Annotated in this window: 22 protein-coding genes; 18 read left to right on the top strand and 4 right to left on the bottom strand. The window is 70.6% G+C overall.

Annotation, left to right across the window (positions count from 1 at the left end; translation table 11 throughout):
- Nucleotides 1-245: 245 nt before the first annotated feature.
- From flgB to ACQKQD_RS21180, 17 genes are all read left to right on the top strand, one after another.
- Complete coding sequence (gene flgB / locus ACQKQD_RS21260) at nt 246-632, top strand: flagellar basal body rod protein FlgB (protein ID WP_427509483.1); 387 nt, start codon at nt 246-248, stop codon at nt 630-632.
- Nucleotides 629-1045 carry a flagellar basal body rod protein FlgC gene (flgC, locus tag ACQKQD_RS21255; protein WP_427509482.1) on the top strand — a complete coding sequence of 139 codons (417 nt, stop codon included), beginning with the start codon at nt 629-631 and terminating at the stop codon, nt 1043-1045. The genes flgB and flgC overlap by 4 nt, the downstream gene beginning before the upstream one ends.
- Nucleotides 1045-1377, top strand: coding sequence for a flagellar hook-basal body complex protein FliE (locus tag ACQKQD_RS21250; RefSeq protein ID WP_427509481.1), 333 nt, complete (start codon nt 1045-1047; stop codon nt 1375-1377). Before flgC ends, ACQKQD_RS21250 begins: the two co-directional genes overlap by 1 nt.
- Before the next feature lie 96 nt (nt 1378-1473).
- Nucleotides 1474-2262, top strand: coding sequence for a flagellar basal-body rod protein FlgG (flgG, locus tag ACQKQD_RS21245; RefSeq protein ID WP_427509480.1), 789 nt, complete (start codon nt 1474-1476; stop codon nt 2260-2262).
- A gap of 4 nt (nt 2263-2266) precedes the next feature.
- Nucleotides 2267-2809 carry a flagellar basal body P-ring formation chaperone FlgA gene (gene flgA, locus ACQKQD_RS21240; RefSeq protein WP_427509479.1) on the top strand — a complete coding sequence of 181 codons (543 nt, stop codon included), beginning with the start codon at nt 2267-2269 and terminating at the stop codon, nt 2807-2809.
- Nucleotides 2809-3909 carry a flagellar basal body P-ring protein FlgI gene (gene flgI, locus ACQKQD_RS21235; protein ID WP_427509478.1) on the top strand — a complete coding sequence of 367 codons (1101 nt, stop codon included), beginning with the start codon at nt 2809-2811 and terminating at the stop codon, nt 3907-3909. Before flgA ends, flgI begins: the two co-directional genes overlap by 1 nt.
- Entirely contained in the window at nt 3906-4529 is a 624-nt protein-coding gene (locus tag ACQKQD_RS21230) for a MotE family protein (protein ID WP_427509477.1), read from the top strand. The genes flgI and ACQKQD_RS21230 overlap by 4 nt, the downstream gene beginning before the upstream one ends.
- Entirely contained in the window at nt 4526-5224 is a 699-nt protein-coding gene (gene flgH / locus ACQKQD_RS21225) for a flagellar basal body L-ring protein FlgH (RefSeq protein ID WP_427509476.1), read from the top strand. The genes ACQKQD_RS21230 and flgH overlap by 4 nt, the downstream gene beginning before the upstream one ends.
- Before the next feature lie 14 nt (nt 5225-5238).
- Nucleotides 5239-5721 carry a flagellar basal body-associated FliL family protein gene (locus ACQKQD_RS21220; protein WP_427509475.1) on the top strand — a complete coding sequence of 161 codons (483 nt, stop codon included), beginning with the start codon at nt 5239-5241 and terminating at the stop codon, nt 5719-5721.
- A gap of 58 nt (nt 5722-5779) precedes the next feature.
- On the top strand, nt 5780-6517 hold the full coding sequence (fliP, locus tag ACQKQD_RS21215; protein ID WP_427509474.1) for a flagellar type III secretion system pore protein FliP: 738 nt from the start codon (nt 5780-5782) through the stop codon (nt 6515-6517).
- A 267-nt stretch (nt 6518-6784) separates the two neighbouring features.
- Nucleotides 6785-7954: a flagellin gene (locus tag ACQKQD_RS21210; protein WP_427509473.1), complete on the top strand. Its 1170-nt coding sequence runs from the start codon at nt 6785-6787 to the stop codon at nt 7952-7954.
- Nucleotides 7955-8121: 167 nt separating this feature from the next.
- A complete protein-coding gene (gene fliF / locus ACQKQD_RS21205; protein ID WP_427509472.1) occupies nt 8122-9762 on the top strand; it encodes a flagellar basal-body MS-ring/collar protein FliF in 1641 nt (546 codons plus the stop codon).
- The gene (locus ACQKQD_RS21200) at nt 9759-10394 is read left to right on the top strand and encodes a hypothetical protein (RefSeq protein WP_427509471.1); all 636 of its coding nucleotides are present in this window, start codon (nt 9759-9761) and stop codon (nt 10392-10394) included. Before fliF ends, ACQKQD_RS21200 begins: the two co-directional genes overlap by 4 nt.
- A 2-nt stretch (nt 10395-10396) precedes the next feature.
- A complete protein-coding gene (locus ACQKQD_RS21195; protein WP_427509470.1) occupies nt 10397-11602 on the top strand; it encodes a MotB family protein in 1206 nt (401 codons plus the stop codon).
- Nucleotides 11599-12846 (top strand): chemotaxis protein, encoded by a 1248-nt coding sequence (locus ACQKQD_RS21190; RefSeq protein ID WP_427509469.1) that lies wholly within the window; start codon nt 11599-11601, stop codon nt 12844-12846. The genes ACQKQD_RS21195 and ACQKQD_RS21190 overlap by 4 nt, the downstream gene beginning before the upstream one ends.
- Nucleotides 12847-13268: 422 nt before the next feature.
- Entirely contained in the window at nt 13269-14408 is a 1140-nt protein-coding gene (locus ACQKQD_RS21185) for a flagellar hook-length control protein FliK (protein WP_427509468.1), read from the top strand.
- Nucleotides 14368-14913, top strand: coding sequence for a transglycosylase SLT domain-containing protein (locus tag ACQKQD_RS21180; protein WP_132367638.1), 546 nt, complete (start codon nt 14368-14370; stop codon nt 14911-14913). Before ACQKQD_RS21185 ends, ACQKQD_RS21180 begins: the two co-directional genes overlap by 41 nt.
- Before the next feature lie 236 nt (nt 14914-15149).
- Here ACQKQD_RS21180 and ACQKQD_RS21175 read toward each other — a convergent pair whose 3' ends face one another.
- Both ACQKQD_RS21175 and ACQKQD_RS21170 read right to left on the bottom strand, forming a co-directional pair.
- A complete protein-coding gene (locus ACQKQD_RS21175) occupies nt 15150-15557 on the bottom strand; it encodes a hypothetical protein (RefSeq protein ID WP_042670689.1) in 408 nt (135 codons plus the stop codon).
- 198 nt (nt 15558-15755) lie between these two features.
- Nucleotides 15756-15947: a hypothetical protein gene (locus tag ACQKQD_RS21170; RefSeq protein WP_091677546.1), complete on the bottom strand. Its 192-nt coding sequence runs from the start codon at nt 15945-15947 to the stop codon at nt 15756-15758.
- An 87-nt stretch (nt 15948-16034) separates the two neighbouring features.
- Between ACQKQD_RS21170 and ACQKQD_RS21165 the strand changes: the two genes are divergently transcribed.
- Entirely contained in the window at nt 16035-16307 is a 273-nt protein-coding gene (locus tag ACQKQD_RS21165) for a hypothetical protein (protein WP_427509467.1), read from the top strand.
- A gap of 55 nt (nt 16308-16362) precedes the next feature.
- On the opposite strand, the gene ACQKQD_RS21160 is transcribed toward ACQKQD_RS21165, so the two are convergent.
- Together ACQKQD_RS21160 and ACQKQD_RS21155 are read right to left on the bottom strand one after the other, a co-directional pair.
- Entirely contained in the window at nt 16363-16989 is a 627-nt protein-coding gene (locus ACQKQD_RS21160; protein WP_056523258.1) for a cell wall hydrolase, read from the bottom strand.
- Between the two features lie 136 nt (nt 16990-17125).
- On the bottom strand, nt 17126-17452 hold the full coding sequence (locus tag ACQKQD_RS21155; protein ID WP_020093265.1) for a DMT family transporter: 327 nt from the start codon (nt 17450-17452) through the stop codon (nt 17126-17128).
- Nucleotides 17453-17738: the final 286 nt, after the last annotated feature.

The following is a 17738-nucleotide window of genomic DNA, read 5'->3' as shown; positions in this document are numbered from 1 at the left end:
ACCGGCGGCGCTCACGGGCCGCGCTCTTGGGCCGCGCTCTCGGGCGGCACGACGGGCCCGCGAGCCCTCCTTCGACCGGGATCACCCACCGCAAGCTTCGGACAAGACAGGACGCGCAAAGATCCGCCGGCAGGAAATCGTCCCGCCGGAAACGGCGACGAGATCGACGCACGGCGCGGCGAGATGCTCCCGAGGCCCGGATCGTTCCTGCCGACGACTTTGCCTAGCCGGGAAACCGACGGATCATGAGTCCAATCTTCCTGTTCAATCTCGCGTCCCGGCAGTTGCAGCACCTGACTGCGCGGCAGGCGGTGATCTCGGGCAACATCGCGAACGCCAACACACCGGGGTACCGCGCGCGCGACCTGGCGCCGTTCCGGGACGTGCTGAACAAGACCGCGCTGACGATGGCGGCCACGCGGGCCGGGCACCTGGAGCTCGACGGGCCCGGCGCGCGGCCGGCGCGGGCGAGCGCCTCGGGCGGATGGGATGTCGTCCATTCCGGCAACTCGGTCAGCCTCGAGGAACAGCTGATGAAGTCCGGCGAGGTGAGCCGCGATCAGGCGCTCAACGGCAGCGTGGTCAAGGCGTTCAACCGCATGCTGGCCCTGAGCACGAAGGCCGGCCAGTGATCGATCCCCTGGCCGCCTCCTCGCGGATCGCGGGCTCCGGCATGGAGGCGCAATCCGAGCGCCTGCGGGTCATCGCGGAGAACATCGCGAACGCGCAGTCGACGGGACAGACCGCCGGCTCGGATCCCTATACCCGCAAGACCATCACGTTCCGCACGGCCCTCGACCGCGCCTCCGGGACCGCGGCCGTCGCGGTCCGCCAGATCGGCGCGGACACGGCGCCGTTCCGGGTCGCGTACGATCCCGGGAACCCGGCCGCGGACGCCGACGGCAACGTCAAGCTGCCGAACGTGAACATGCTGATCGAGATGGCCGACATGCGGGAGGCCAACCGCTCGTACGAGGCCAACCTGCAGATGATCAAGCAGACCCGCGCGATGGTCGCCAGCATCATCGAACTCCTGAGGCCGTGATGATCCAGTCCCTCGCCGCCCTCGCAAGCACGTCCGACACGAACACCGTGTTCGGCGCGTCGGAATTCGGCCTGGCCATGCCGGGGATCCGGCAGACGTCGCCCGCGGCCGCGGCTTCCAATTTCGGCGATCTCCTGACGCAGATCGCCGGACAGATGCGCGACACGGTGAAGACCGGCGAGGCGGCGGCGATCTCCGGGATCCAGGGCAAGGCGTCGACCCAGGCCGTGGTCGAGGCGGTGATGTCGGCCGAGCAGAGCCTCCAGACCGCGGTCGCCATCCGCGACAAGGTCGTCGCCGCCTACCTGGAAATCGTCCGCATGGCGATCTGAGGCGACCCCCGCGTCACCGGCGAAGCCCCGGCCTCCGGGGCGACGCGCCGGCACGTCCCAACCCGATCCCATCCCCTCCGGCGCAAAGACCCGATCATGAGAGCGCTCGCCATCGCGGCCACGGGCATGAATGCCCAGCAACTGAACGTCGAAGTCATCGCCAACAACATCTCGAACCTGAACACGACGGCGTTCAAGGCGGCCCGCGCGGAATTCAAGGACCTGATCTACCAGGCCGAGCGCCCCGCGGGCGTGCCGATCCAGGCGGGCGAGTCGGCCATTCCGGAGGGCGCGATGCTCGGGCTCGGCGTGCGCAACACGGCGATCCGGAACCTGCACCGGCAGGGCCCGCTGAACAACACGACGAATCCGCTGGACCTCGCGATCAACGGCCGCGGCTGGTTCCAGGTGACGATGCCCAACGGCGAGATCAACTACACGCGCGCCGGCTCCTTCAACAAGAACGCCGACGGACGCCTCGTCACGGCCGAAGGCTACAGCGTCGATCCGGCGATCATCATTCCGCAGAACGCGATCGACGTGGTGATCAACGAGACCGGCCAGGTGATGGTCAAGGTCGACGGGCAGCAGCTGCCGCAGACGATCGGCCAGCTGCAGCTCGCCAACTTCACCAACGATGCCGGTCTCGAGCCCCTGGGCAACGGCCTCTACCGGGAGACCGCGGCCTCGGGCCTCCCGGTGACCGGCTTCGCCGCCGACCCGGGCTTCGGCAAGATCCACCAGGGCTATCTCGAGACGTCGAACGTCGACCCGGTCCGGGAGATCACGAACCTGATCTCGGCCCAGCGGGCCTTCGAGATGAACTCGAAGGTGATCCAGGCCGCGGACGAGATGGCCGGCACGATCTCGAAGGGCATCCGATAAGATCATGACCCGAGTTGATCGCCCCGGGAGGATCGCGGCGCGGAGGGTGCGGGCGCTCGGCGCGGCCGGCCTGGCGGCGCGCGCGGCGGCCGCCCTCGCGACCGTCACGGCAACCGCCACGGCAGCCGCCCTGACGGCCGGGCCCGCCGTCGCGGGGGAGCAGATGCTGCCGGTGCCGGTCGCGACGATCTACGCGGGCGACGTCATCAAGCCGACGATGCTGCGCGAGCAGGCGTTTCCGGAGAACTACCGGCCGCGCCTGCCCGTGGCCGACACGGCGGCCCGCGCGGTCGGCCGCATCGCGCGGCGGACGCTCCTGCCGGGCGAGACGATCCCGTCGATCGCCCTGGAGGAAGCGAAGCTCGTGACCCGCGGCGCGCCGGCCGTGATCGTCTTCGAGGAGCACGGCGTCACGATCTCGACCGTGGGCACGGCCCTGGCGAACGCGGCCGTGAACGAGGCGGTGAACGTGCGGAACGCCGCCACCGGGCGGGTCGTCCAGGGCATCGTCCAGCCGGACGGCCGCGTGCGGACGGGACAGCCGTGATGCGCCCGCTGATCCTCCTGCTCCTCGCCGGCCTCGCGCTCTGGCCGGCGGCCGCGTCGGCGACGCGCATCAAGGACATCGCCACGCTGCAGGGCGTGCGCGACAACCAGATCGTCGGCTACGGGCTCGTCACGGGCCTGCAGAGCACCGGCGACACCCTGCGCAACGCGCAGTTCACGGAACAGTCGCTGCAATCGATGCTCGATCGCCTCGGCATCAACGTGCGCGACCAGCGGCTGCGGACCCGCAACGTGGCGGCCGTGATGGTGACGGCCAACCTGCCGGCCTATGTCGAGCCGGGGTCGCGCGTCGACGTCTCCGTGAACTCCATGGGCGACGCGACCTCCCTGCGCGGCGGCACGCTGCTGATGACGCCGCTCTCGGGCGGCGACGGGCAGATCTACGCGGTCGCCCAGGGGGCGCTCGTCGTCTCCGGCTTCAGCGTCACCGGGCAGGCGGAATCGCTGGTCTCGGGCGTGGCGACGGCCGCCCGGATCCCCAACGGGGCCCTGGTGGAGCGCGCGGTCGCCGGCACGTTCAGCGAATTGCCCGGCATGGCGCTCGAGCTGAAGAACCCGGACTTCCACACCGCCGTCCTGATCTCGGACGCGATCAACGCCTACACGCTCCAGAAATACGGGCGGCGCGCGGCGAGCCCGCGCGACTACCGCACGGTGGTCCTGTCCCGCCCCGGCCACGTGGGCCGGACCCGGTTCATGGCCGAGATCGGCGAGTTGCAGGTCCAGCCCGACATCCCCGCGAAGGTGGTGATCGATCAGCGGACCGGGACCGTGGTCATCGGCCGGAACGTCCAGGTCTCCACCGTGGCGGTCAGCCACGGCGACCTGACGGTGCGCATCACCGAGACGCCGCAGGTCTCCCAGCCCGCCCCGTTCTCCGACGGGCAGACCACCGTCGTGCCCCGGACCGACATCGAGGCCGGCGAGCGGACGGCGCGCCTCGCCATCGTGGCGGGCCCCGATCTGCAGACCCTGATCCGCGGCCTGAACAATGTCGGGATGAAGCCGACGGACGTCATCGCCATCCTCCAGGCGGTGAAGACGGCCGGCGCCCTCCAGGCAGAGCTGGTGATCCAATGATCCGTCCGGTCCGCAAGCAACGCTCCGCTGCCGGCGGCTGGCGCGGCCCGCGCGGCCTCGCCCTCGCGGCGGCGGCCGTCCTGGTCGCGTCCCCGGTCTCGGCGCAGCCGAAGCCGGCGGAGCCGGCCAGGGCGGAGGATGGCCGCCCGGCCTCGTACTGTGCCGGCATCGCCGATGCCGCGGCCGACGCCCGCTTCACGTGGCAGAAGGAGACGCTGACCGCGCTCGCCAAGGACGTCGAGGTGCGGATCGGTCAGCTGGAGGCCAAGCGCGCGGAATACGAGGCGTGGCTGAAGCGCCGGCAGGCCTTCCTCGCCAAGGCGGACGAGAGCGTCACGGCCATCTACGCGAGGATGCGGCCCGAGGCCGCCTCGCAGCAGCTGACCGCCATGGACAGCGAGGCCGCCGCCGCGATCCTGACGCGCCTCGACGCCCGCATCGCCAGCGCCATCCTGAACGAGATGGAGCCCGGCCGGGCCGCGCGCCTCGCCAACGTCATCACCAACACGCCCCCGAAGACGCTGGTCCTTCCCCGGCCCGACGACGCCTCCCGGGCGCCGCCCGAGCCGTCCTCGGACGACGGCGGGCGCCGCGCGCAGGACAACGGGAAATCAGGATGAAGCGGCTGGCTGCCATCGCGGCGCTCACGACCCTCGGGGCCTGCGCGACCCCCGTACAGGAGATCGGCCGGGCGCCGGCCCTGAGTCCCGTCGGCCTCGGCATCGATCCGAACCACGACGCCGTGCCGCCGCTCGCCGTCGCGTCGCAGGCGCAGGGCTACCACTCGACCTGGGCCCAGCAGAGCGCGGACCTGTTCCAGGACCCGCGCGCCAAGAACGTCGGCGACGTGCTGACCGTGCTCATCGCGATGAACGACAAGGCCCAGTTCGACAACGCCACCGACCGGTCGCGCGACTCGCGGGCCAAGACGAGCGTCGACCTCCAGTTCGACCTGTTCGGCCTCACCCCGGAATCGAAGAACCACTACGAGGTCAACGGCAACTCGTCGACCAAGGGGCAGGGCACCATCGACCGCAAGGAGCAGCTGCGGCTCTCCGTGGCCGCCGTCGTCACGCACGTCTTCCCGAACGGCAACATGCTGATCAGCGGCTCGCAGGAGGTGCGGGTCAACTTCGAGGTCCGCGTCCTCAACATCGCCGGCATCGTCCGGCCGCGCGACATCTCGCGCCGGAACACGATCGACTACGACAAGATCGCCGAGGCGCGGGTCTCCTACGGCGGTCGCGGGCGGCTCATGGAGGTGCAGCAGCCCGCCGTCGCTCAGCAGGTCTACGACCTGGTCTCTCCGTTCTGATCCGGACACGCACCATGGCCTCCGACACCGTCACGCGCCGCGCGCGGCTCCGCTGGCTGCTGCTCCTCACGCTGCTCACGGTCCTGGCGGTCGGCGTCGGGGGGGCGAGCGGTCTCCACATGATCGCGCGGGTCGAGAAGGCCCTCGACGAGCGGCGAAAGGCCCAGGACGAGCAGGTGCGGCCGGTGACGGCCTACGCCGAGAACGAGACCCTGACGAGTCTCGGCACGGTGGTGACCAACCTCGCGGGCCCCGGCGACGTCTGGGTCCGGCTCGAATCCTCCGTGATCGTCAGGAACGGGACCTTCGCCAATCCCCAGGCCGTGGTCGCGGAGATCCGGCAGGACATCATGGGCTATCTGCGCACGCTCTCGGTCGCGCAGATCGAGGGCCCGAGCGGCCTGAGCCATCTGCGGGAGGATCTCACGGAGCGCGTGCAGATCCGGAGCAACGGCCAGATCCGCGCCCTCTTCATCGAAACGCTCGTCGTCCAGTAGGGCGCCCGGTCGGCTGCCCGCGCGCGTGGCCGACGCATATCAGGATCGGTCACACGCCATGCTGCGTCGCGTCTCTCTGGCGAGCCCGCTGCTCCTCGTCGCCACGGCCGCAACCGCCCAGGGCTTCAGCCTCGACCAGGTGCTGCCCCCGGGCAACGACTCGGTCAGCGGACGCATGATCCAGATCATCGCGCTGATGACGGTGCTGTCGATCGCGCCGGGCCTGCTCGTCATGGTGACGAGCTTCACCCGATTTGTCGTCGCGCTCTCGTTCCTGCGCTCGGGCCTCGGTCTCCAGAGCGCGCCGGCGAATCTCGTGCTCATCAGCCTGTCGCTGTTCATGACATTCTACGTCATGGGGCCGACCTTCGACCGCGCGTGGCAGGACGGCGTCCGCCCGCTCACCGAGAACCGGATCACCGAGGAGGAGGCCTTCGCCAAGGTGACCGCGCCGTTCCGCGACTTCATGCTGGCCCATGTCCGCCCCAAGGATCTCGACACCTTCGCGGAGATCGCCGCCGCCAACCTGTCCAAGGCGCCGGATGGCGGCCGGACGGACCTCAGGATCCTGATCCCGGCCTTCATGATCTCGGAGCTGCGCCGGGGCTTCGAGATCGGCTTCCTGATCGCGCTGCCCTTCCTGGTCATCGACATGGTCATCGCCGTGCTGGTCATGTCCATGGGCATGATGATGCTGCCGCCGACCGTGATTTCGCTACCGTTCAAGATCCTCTTTTTTGTCTTAATCGACGGCTGGAACATGCTCGTCAGCGGTCTTGTGAAATCGTATTTCTAGCGATCCGAATATCTCCACAGAGAGATCCGGCAAGAAACGTCTCCGCCATCGATTTTTCGGAGTTGACTTCCGTCGTTCGCTGCCCCATCTACGCTTCGACTGCGGCGCGAACAGTCAATCCGGAAGCGAGATTGTCCTTCGGCGCAGGATCGATAACAGGTTGAGGTCTTGAGCCGGATCGGCGACCTCGAAGGCATGATGCCGCCCTGTTATGCCGGTGAAAGTCCGGCATGTCCCGTTCGTATTTTCCTCTCTCAGGGACATCCCATGTCGAGCCTGTTCACCAACAACGCCGCGATGACGGCGCAGCTGACGCTGAAGCTCATCGGCCAGAACCTGGACAAGACCAACGACGTCATCTCGACGGGTCTGAAGATCAACGGTGCCTCCGACAACGCCGCCTACTGGGCCATCGCCACGCAGATCCGCCAGGACAACGCCTCGCTCGGCGCCGTGAAGGACTCGATCGGCCAGGGCCTGGGCGTCGTCAACATCACCTACCAGGCCCTCAACACGATGGTCGGCGAGCTAGCCGAGGTGAAGCGGAAGCTGACCACGGCCTCCGGCGTCGGCGTCGACCGCATGCTGATCCAGAACGACCTCAACGCGACGATCTCGCGGTTCCGCGCCTACGCGGCCGACGCGTCGCAGGCCGGCGAGAGCTGGCTGTCGGTCGATTCCAGCCAGCCGACCTACGCGGCGATCCGGAAGGTCGTCTCGGGCTTCACCCGCGTCCTGGGCAAGCCCACCCTGACGACCACCGATGTCGATACGGCTCAGCTCAAGCTGTACGACGTCCGGACCACCGCGGGCACCAACGGCACCAGCGCCAACGTGGGGTCGGTCCAGACCACCTACGACACCGCCAAGGCGTCCTACGACGCGGCCCTCGCCGCCTACAACAGCAGCGGCAAGGACACCGCCGCTGTCACGGCCTACACCGCGGCCAAGGCTTCCTTCGACACGGCCACCACGACCTACAACAACGCGAGGAACACGGCGAACGCTGCGGCCCGAGTGGGCAATGACGGCAAGGGCGGCATCCTGAACAAGGATTACGGCGTCCTCGGCGCGGACAACAACGGCTTCCTCAAGGCCTACACGCTCAACTTCGACACGATGGACATCTCGACGGTCCTGCCGAACGACCTGTCGAAGGTGAACGCCTACGTCGCCATGGTCGAGCGCATCTCCACGGCCCTGACCGCGGTGGCGTCCAACCTCGGCTCGCTCAAGGCCCAGATGCAGTCGTTCCTGAACTACACCGACACCCTGTCGAAGGCCAACGACACCTCGATCGGCATCCTGGTCGACGGCAACATGGAAGAGGAGTCGACGAAGCTGAAGGCTTTGCAGGTCCAGCAGCAGCTCGGGATCCAGTCGCTCACGATCGCCAACCAGAACACGCAGCAGATCCTGAGCCTGTTCCGCAACTGATCCGGGTCCCCTGATCGTCCTCAAGGTCCGTCTATCGGGCTGACGGGGCCGCGCATCTTCGGGTGCGCGGCCCTTTTATTTTCCGCCCCTCACAGGAGACCACCTTCGCGCAAGGTTGATCCGCCATGCGGGAGCGGAGCCACTGCGGTGGATATCGAGTCCTGCTGATGCCCGGTCGCGAACATCTCCAGAAGCTCTGGAGCAACATCCTGGACCTCGGCCCCCGGCGCCTCATCGCCCTCGGGCTGGTGGGCCTGACCGTGTTCCTGGCGGTCGGCCTGGGCGCCTACTACCTGAGCCGGCCGCTGCGCGAGACGCTCTATTCCGGCCTCAGCCGCGACGACGTGAGCCGCATGGGCGCCGCGCTCAAGGATGCCGGCATCCCCTTCGATATCAGCGCGGACGGGACGTCGGTCCTGGTCAGCTACGGGCAGACGGCCCAGGCGCGCATGCTCCTGGCCGAGAAGGGCCTGCCGCAGAGCGGCAAGGCGGGCTACGAGCTGTTCAACGACCTGGGCTCCCTGGGCCTGACCTCGTTCATGCAGGACATCACGCGGGTCCGCGCCCTGGAGGGCGAGATCGCCCGCACGATCCAGACCCTCAAGAGCGTCAAGGCGGCCCGGGTCCACATCGTCATGCCCGATCCCGGCTCGTTCCGCCGGGAGCAGCAGCCCGCCTCGGCCTCGGTGGTGGTGCGCACGGAACCGGCCAACGATGCCACGGTCGCCCCCGCGATCCGCCAGCTGGTCGCGGCCGCCATTCCCGGGATGAAGCCCGACAAGGTGACGGTGCTCAACACCGACGGGACGGTGCTGCTCGCCGGAGACGATGCCACGACGGCGCCGGCCGGGCGCCTGACGAATCTGGAGCAGAGCGTCAACCGGGAGATCCAGGACAACATCCGCCGGACGCTCACGCCCTATCTCGGACCGAACAACTTCGAGGTCAGCGTCGTCGCCCGCCTGAACACCGACAAGACCAAGACCGACGAGACGATCTTCAACCCGGACCAGAAGGTCGAGCGCTCGCTGCGGACGATCAAGGAATCGGACAGCTCGCAGAACCGGGCCCCGCAGAAGCCCACCACCGCGCAGCAGAACCTGCCCGATCAGCGCGTCAGGTCCGAGGGCGCCGAGAACTCGAGCGCGGAGAGTCAGCGCCGGGAGGAACTGACCAACTTCGAGATCTCGTCGAAGACGGTCCAGACCGTCAGCGACGGCTACTCGATCAAGACCCTGTCGGTTGCCGTGCTGGTCAACCGGTCCCGCCTCGAGGCGCTCGCCGGCGGCGCGAAGGACGGGACCGCGCCGCCCCTCGATCCGCAGGTCGCCGAGATCGAGCAGCTGGTGACCTCGGCGGCCGGCGTGAACAGGGCGCGGGGCGACCAGCTCAAGGTCGCGGCGGTGAGCTTCATCGACGAGGGTCAGCCCCTCGCGCCGGCGCCGGCGCTCGGGTTCACCGACGTACTGATGCGGCAATCCGGGACCCTGATCAACGCGGCCACGATCCTGATCGTCGGGTGCCTGCTCATCTGGTTCGGCCTGCGGCCGGCCGTCAACGCCATCCTGGCCCGCCCGGCCGAGACCGGAACCGAACTCGCCCTGGCCACAGCGGATTCCGGGATCGGGCCGGACGGCGCGTCGGCGGAGCCGGGCGGGCTCACCCCGGAGCCCAGCCTCATCGAGGACCTGACGGAGCACATGGCGCGCTCGCCGATCCGCAAGCTGGAGCAACTGGTCGAACTCGACGAGGAACAGGTCGCCAACATCCTGAAGCAGTGGCTGACCCGTGAGGAGGCCGCGCGATGAATGACGCACCTCCGGCCTGGGCCGTCTTCTCGGGGACGAGCCGGCGCTCCTCGTCCACGCTCTCGGCCCTGGCCACCAAGCGCCTGGAACCGGCCGCCCCCGCCCAGCCGGCGCCGCCGGATCTCGACGCGATCGCGGCGGCGGCGCGGGACGAGGGGCGCCGGGAAGGGGAGGCCCTGGCCGCGCGCGCCGCGCAGGCCGCGCTGGCGGCCGAGCGGGAGGCCGCGGCGGCGGCGCTGGCCGAGACGCGGAGAAGCTGGGTCGCCGCGGAGGCGGCCGTCCTGGCCAGCGCCCTCACCGAGCAGATCCAGGCCGCGGAGGCGCGCCTCGCCGACAGCCTGGCACGGGTGCTCCGGCCGTTCCTGACGGAAGCGCTGCGGCAGGACGCGGTTCGCGAGGTGCGCGCGCTGCTCACGTCCCTGGCGGCGGACGACCGGGCGGGGACCGTCACGATCGCCGGCCCCGCGGACCTCACGGAGGCGCTCGCGCGGCACCTCGACCTGCCGCCCGGCCGGCTCACCGTCGTCGGCGACGGCCGCCCCGATCTCCGCATCCAGATGAACGGAACCCTGATCGAGACGCGGCTCCAGGCCTGGGGCGAGCGCCTCGCCGCGCTGGTCGAGGATCTCTGAGCATGGCCAACAACCCGCCCGAGATCATCATCGTCCGGCGAGCCTCCGACGAGGATGACGGGCACCACGGCGGTGTCTGGAAGATCGCGTTCGCCGATTTCATGACGACCCTGATGGCGCTCTTCCTGGTCCTGTGGCTGATCAAGGCCACGAACGACGAGACGAAGACCAGCATCGCGAACTACTTCAACCCGATCAGTCTCTCGGAGCCCCTGCCGCTCCGGAAGGGCGTGAACGATCCCCAGCCGGCCGCGAACGATCCGAAGGCCGGCAGCCAGGCAGGTGAGCCGGGGAGGACCGCGGACGGGCGCGACGCGGGTACGGCCCTGCCGCCGGGATCGGTGCCCCGGGAACGGGAGCTGTTCCAGGACCCCTATTCCGTGCTGGCCAAGCTCGCGGCGGAGGTCGAGCCCGGCAAGCCGCAGAGCGCCGCGATCGGCGATCTCGGCGCGGCGGGACGGCGCGGCGGGGACGCGGCGCGCGATCCGTTCGACCCGCTGTACTGGGCGGTGGACGTCCTCGCACCCGCGAAGGCGGAGCGACCCGCGCCGGACGGGATCACCCCACCACCGCGCCAGGCAAAGCCCGACGCGCGCGGCGCCGAGGCCGCGGGCCGGGAGGGCGACGCGACGCCGGCGGGACCGACGTCCGCGGATGCCGGACCGCCGTCGGGCAAGGCCGCGGAGGCCCGGGCCGCCGGGGCGTCGGTGAGCGGTCAGCCCCCGGCCGCCGCGCAGAGCCCGGCGAGCGAGGCGACGCTGAAGGCGGAGATCGCCGAGATCTTCCCGCCCCCGGCCCCCGGCACGCCCGGCCCCCGCGTCGAGGTGCAGGGGACGCCCGAGGGACTCCTGATCAACGTCACGGACGATCTCAACTTCAGCATGTTCGCGGTGGGCTCGGCCGAACCCCGGCCGGAGATGGTCCGCGCGATGGAGCGCCTCGCCAAGGCACTCGCCGCGCGGCCGGGCCGGATCGTCGTCCGCGGCCACACCGACAGCCGCCCCTTCCGCTCGGAGGTCTACGACAATTGGCGCCTCTCCACCGCGCGCGCCCACATGGCGGCGTACATGCTCACCCGGGCCGGGATCGACGAAGCGCGGATCTGGCGCGTCGAGGGCGCCGCGGACCGGACGCCGCGCAACGCCGCGGATCCGAATGCTCCGGAGAACCGGCGGATCGAGATTCTCCTGCAGGGATCTCCAGGATGAAGGTGTCCCGGACCGGGCGGATCGTGGCGGCCGCCCTCGGCCTGCTCATCGCGGGGAGGGCCGCCCCCGTCGCCGCGGAACCGGCGGGCGGCCCTCCCGCCGCCCCGGCCGCCGAGCCGCAGGCGCCGACGGGCGATCCGGTGCAGTGGGTGCGCACGCTCCAGTTGCTGCAGGATCGGGTCGCCGCCGGCTCCCGGGCCGCCCACGAGAGCCAGCCGCTGCTGATCGCCCGGATCAACGCGGATCTCCTGGCCGCCCCGCCCGAGATCTGGGGCCGCCGGAGCAATCTCCGGGCCGCGATCACCTTCGCCCTCAGCGGCGGCGGTCCTTCCGTCCTGCGCCGGCTGACGGCTCAGGACGGCCTCGGCGAGCCCGAAGCGACGCTCGCGCGCGGGGCGCTCGCCTATGTCGAGGGGCGGGAGGCCGAGGCGCGGCGCCTGCTCCAGGACGTCGACACGACGGAGCTGCCGCCGACGCTCGCGGGCGCCATCGGCCTGACGCAGGCGTCGCTCGCCGTGCCCGACCAGCCGATCCGGGCGATCGCCCTGCTCGACCGCGTCCGGGTGCTGCTGCCGGGCACGCTGACCGAGGAGGGCGCCCTGCGCCGCGAGATCTTCACCCTCGGTCAGATCGGCGACCTGAAGACATTCGAGGCGCTGGCGATCCAGTACCTGCGCCGCTTCCCGCACTCGATCTACGCGGGCAACTTCCGGCAGCGACTGGCCTATCAGCTGACGCAGTTCGATATCGGCCACGACGCGGAGCGCTTCGCGACCCTCAACAGGATCCTGGACGAGCTCGGTCCCGAGAGCCGGCGCGACCTGTATCTCGTGGTCGCCCAGACGGCGATCCAGGCGGGTCAGACGGCCGCGGCGCTCCGCGCCAGCGAGAAGGCCCTCGCGCTGTGCGCGCCCGGAAGCGCGGAGGCGACCCGGGGCCAGCTCTACCGGGCTGCCGCCGAGATCGTGAGCCTGGCGACGTTCCAGTCCGGGTCGCGGACGCTGAGATCGCTCGACAGGGCCAAACTCACGGCCCGCGACCTGCCCCTCCTCGAGACGGCCCTGTCGACCGCCGAGGCGATCGGACGCGGGCTCGCCGGCCGGCCCGGCCTGCCGGAGGCCGACACCGCCGCGAAGCCGGCGCGGGCGGCGCCGGATCCCACCGACGGGCCCGCGAGCCTGATCCCGAAGGCGCAGGCCACGATCGACCGGATCGATCTGATGCTCAGCAAGGCGACCCCGTGAACACGATCTCCACCGCGGTCCAGAAACCCGTCCCCAAACCCGATCGGGATGTGGCACCGCCGCATCCGGCGGGCGACCTTCAGGCGCTGCCGGATCCTGCGGTGCGGGGCGCCTTCGACCTATTCCTGCGCGCGGTCTCAGGGGGAACTCCCGCCGCCCGACCCGAGACCGACGGGGGTGAGATGGACGAACCGGGGGGCGCGACCGGGGAGGATCGGCGGCCCGAAGCCGACGCATCGCCCGCGCCGCCGCCGTCACCGGGCGATCCCGGCAGCGCCGCCGCGGCGCTCGCCGAGATCCTGAGCGCGGCCGTCCTGTCGGCCCGTCCGGAAATGCCCGCGGGACACGGAACCGGCGCTCCGGGACCGGCCCCATCCGCCGCATCCCCGGCGGGCCCCGACGCGGCCCAGGAGACCAGCCTCGTGGGAAATCTCGAGGCGGCCCGCGCGGACGCGTCGCCGCGCGCCGGGCCGAGCCCGGGCACCCTGCTGCAGGGCGGCCCCCCGCAGGTCGAGGTTCTCGACCGGGCGGTTCACTTCAAGCCCGTCCTGCCCGAGGCGGCCCGCCACGCCCTCCCGGCCGCCGCAGCGGCAACGTCCCCGTTGCCGGCCGTCCCGAACGCGGCGGACGCTCAGCCTCGACCCGTCCGCCCCGGACCAGTGGCTCCGGCCGTCGCCGGGCCCGATCCTGCTCCGATCGCGCCGGCCGCCCAGATCGCCGCCCAGATTGCCGCGCAAGTCGCCACCCAGATCGCCGGGACGGTCGCCGGGAAGGTGAACGCAGCGCCGCCGAAGGCGACGGTCGCCCTCGCGACCGATCCCGAGCCTCGAGCCGGCGATGCGTCGGCCCGCGCCGATGCGTCGGCCCGCACCGCGACGGGGATCGATGGGCCGGGGGGGCTCACGGCACGCGAGGACAACCGTCCCCGCTCCGGCATCGCCGGACTCCTCCTCGCCCCCACCGGCCGGCAGGGGCCGCCGGGCGTCCCCATCCCGGGTCCCAGCAACGGATCCGGGACCGAGCCGGCCCGACTCGCCGCCGTCCTGCCGACGATCGCGGCGGCCATCACGGGGGAGATCGAGCGCGCGACCGCGGCCGGACCGGAGCGTCGCGTCGGCGCCGATCCGACGATCCCCGCGGCTCAGGACGGGCCGCTCCGGGTGCTCAAGATCCAGCTCCAGCCGGAGAGCCTCGGGATCGTCACGGTGGAATTGCGGCTCGTCGACGGTCAGCTCGAGACCCATCTGCGCGCCGCGCGTCCTGAGACGGCGGCGATGCTGCAGCGGGATTCGGCGATCCTCACCGAAATTCTCAAGCACGCGCATTACCGGCCCGAGATCATTGTCGAGCCGGTTCGCCCCGGCGACGCCGGGTTCTCCGCGGGCGGATCACCGTCCCAGGGCCAATCCGGGCTCACCGACGGCGGCGCCCGGCCGGGTCACGGCGGGGACGGACAGCGGCAGGCAGACCAGCGCGCGGCGCAGCGGCCGACGATCGGCAGGCGCGACGGGGAGCGGACAGATGAGACGGTACGTCCTCGCGACGGCGGCGTTTATCTGTAGCGCCGCCCCGGTCGCCGGGACCGTGTGCGAGGCCGAGATGAGCCGTGCCGCGGCCCGTTACGGCGTGCCCCTCGGCGTGCTCTACGCGGTCGGCCTCACGGAGACGGGTAAGCGCGGCTCGCTCCAGCCCTACGCCATGAACATCGAAGGGGCGGCCTATTTCGCGACCGGGCCCCAGGACGTGCTAGCCCACTTCGCCGCGGCGCGCCGCCGGGGCGCGCGCCTGATCGATCTCGGCTGCATGCAGATCAACCACCACTATCACGGCGAAAAGTTCGCCTCGGTCGAGGCCATGATCGACCCGCGCGCGAACGTGGACTACGCGACGCAATTTCTCCGGGATCTGAAGCGGCGGGAGGGCAGCTGGACGATGGCCGTGGCGCGCTATCATGCCGGCCCGCACAACAACGCGGCGCAGAAGATCTACATCTGCCGGGTCGTGGCCAACATGGTCGCCACGGGCTTCGGCCAGTGGACGCCGGCCGCGGCGCATTTCTGCCGGTGATCGTCCCGGCCGGGGCGGAAGAATGCGGACCGGGCCCGGTCAGGGAACCAACCGAAGGACCGGGCCCTTTCGGCAGAGGCCCCGTCACCGGCCCGGAGGAGCCGCATGACCGACGCCCCAGACCCGCCGGAAGGACCGCCCGGGAAAACGGCGCTGCTGGTGGTCCTCACCCTCACGGCCGTTGCCGCCGCCGCGTACGTCCTGATCCACATGGACTAGGTTGCCCGGCGACGCCCCTACAGGGTCCGACAATTCCCGTAGCTGACCTTGACGTCGTTGCGCTCCTCGGGATTGAGCTGCGCCTCGACGAAGTTCATCTTGTTGAGGTCGATCAGAAGGAAGTAGACGCCGTTCTGACACTTGATCGCGTTGCGCGGCGTGCGCTCGTTCAGCCGCGGTGAGGCCGTCTGGCACTCGTAATAGTCGGAGCGCCCGGCCGAGATCACGGTCAGCAGGCCGCCGCTGGAGACCAGCGAGAATGTCCGGGCCTTCTGGGATTGCGGTTTGGCGCCTTCGGGTGCGGCGACATCGAGACTGGTCGACGCCTCCACCGTACACGTCATCGGACGGCGCAGCTGGGGGACCGCGGGCGTGATGCTCAGCAGGAGGAGCGCACCAGCGAGCGCTACCCGTTCGGCGATCATCGGCGAGGGATCCGTGATTCGTGGGTAGTTTCTACCCAGAAGCTAGACCGTTATCCATCCTTGTAAATGCCGCCTGCTCGGATCCATGGGCCGATCAACAGATTTGCCGCCCGCTCCATTGCATCGCGCCAAGGATTACGGGCCAGACCGGTTCTTCCGCCGGGACCCGATCCGACCGGAATGCCGGCGAAGCGCGCTCTAATCCTCCAGGGCGTCCGGATTGTCGTTGGCGGCCGGATCGGGATCGCGCCGCGCCGCGATCTCCGTACCGATCTCCATGAGCAGCAATCGGGACAGGAGCTGCATCGTCGCCGTGCCGTGCGCGGCCACGAGTTGATGGGCCAGGATCGTCGCCTCCACCATGCGGTCAAAACCGTCGTCGTCGGACATGGCGGTGCAGTAACCTGGTTGAATGCCGAGCATACAACTTAAAGGTAAGGATCCGGTTCGACCGCCCGCGCAGAAACAGGATTTCCCATGATCCCGACCGTCCAGGCCGACGCGCTCCTGGGGAGACTGGCCGAGGCCCTGGGGAGCCCGGTCGAGATCTTCTTCGCCGAATGCGCGCCGGCGACCGGGCGCACATCCGGGGACGCGTCGCCGGATTGCGACGCGCTGCCGACGCTGGAGCTGCTCCGTCTGTGGGAATCGCTGCGGGAGCCGGTGCGCCGGGAGCGGGTGCTGGTCGCCGCCCGGCAGGAGGCCCGAACCCTGCGGGCGAGCCGCGCCGAGGACGCGGCGGCCGGCTGACCGGAGCTCACCGCGCGCAGATCCGGGACGCGGCTGTCGGATCGAGCCGTCTCGATCAGGGGCCCGCGGCGGGCGGCGCGGGTACGGCCGCGAAGGTCAGGGCCGTCGCGGGCAGGGCGGGCGTGGCCGGCCTGTCCTGCTGAGCCGGCTTCTCCGGCTTCTCCAGCTTGGCCGTTCGCCTGTCGCGCTTCTCGTAGAAGGCGTTGCCGCCGGCGACGGCCACGTAGTGCATGTTCGTGTAGGGGAAGCGGTGGCCCGCGGTGTGGAAGAACATCGCCTTCCCGACCTTCGGGTGCCGCTCGCCGGCCAGGACGGCGTCGGCGGCGTCGGCGACCTTCTGCAGGTCCTTCTCCTGCATCGGCTTGGTGAGGACGCCCGGCGCGAACTGGCCCGGCTGCCCGACCACCGCGCAGATGCCGCCCGGGAAGATCGCGTTCTCGAGCCGGTTCATCACGACCGTGCCGACGGCGACCAGCCCGTCGCTGTCGCTCCTGTTCGACTCGAAGTACATGGCGCGGCCCAGACAATCGCGCTCGGCGTCGCTGACGACCATCGGCGGCTTGCGGTCGGGGATCGATCCCGTCGTGAGCACCGGCGACGCGGTGTTGCAGGCCCCCAGGCCGCCGGCCGCCGCCAGAACGATCAGTGCAGGACCGACCTTCGTCCTCTCGCTACCCCGCATGCATCCGCGCTCCGTGCTCCTCCAGCCTGACCAGCCGGGCGGTGTTCCGCTCCGACCGGACGAAGGCCAAGCTTGACGGCACGTTCGCGGCGAGGATGTGGCGAGGCTGTCCCGTTTCGGGACCGGACCGGGAGCCTCAGTGCTGGCCCTGACCCGCGGCCAGGACGGTCACGCCCAGGGCGATCACCCCGATGCCCACCAGCATCGTCGGGTTGAGCGCCTCGCCGTACAGCCACGCGCCGCCGAGCGCCGCGCCGATCATGCCGATCCCCGACCAGATCGCGTAGACCACGCCGATCGGCAGCATGTCCATGCTGGTCGACATCAGCCACAGGGCGGTGCCGTAACCGAGCGCCACGATCACCGTCGGCCCCGGGCGGGTGAGGCCGTCGGCGGCCTTCAGCGCCAGGGTGGCGGTCACCTCCGCGCCGATGGCGAGCCCGAGGATCAGGTACGGATTCATGGCACGGCGGACTTTCGGGCTGCGCGGGCTGGGTGAGTCGGGCGGTCGAGGCGTGTAGAACCAGGTTCGAATCGGACGCCCGCGCGGACGGGGCGGCGCTGGGCCGGCCCGGATCCGCGTCGAAACGGCCGCGGGACGTCGGCGGCCGCCGGACACAAGGCCACAGATCCGTGAACATTTCCGAACCGGCGGCTCGCCGCTTCGCGGGCGACGGACCGGCCCGGCGCCGGGGCCGATTGGGGCTTTCGTTAAGGCCTGCTGATCATGGTGACCGCGCGCCGTCCCG

The sequence above is a fragment of the Methylobacterium sp. NPDC080182 genome, from assembly GCF_050281105.1.
Classification (GTDB): Bacteria; Pseudomonadota; Alphaproteobacteria; order Rhizobiales; family Beijerinckiaceae; genus Methylobacterium.
Note: the sequence above shows the minus strand (reverse complement) of the source record. Positions and strands in the feature narration are given on the sequence as shown.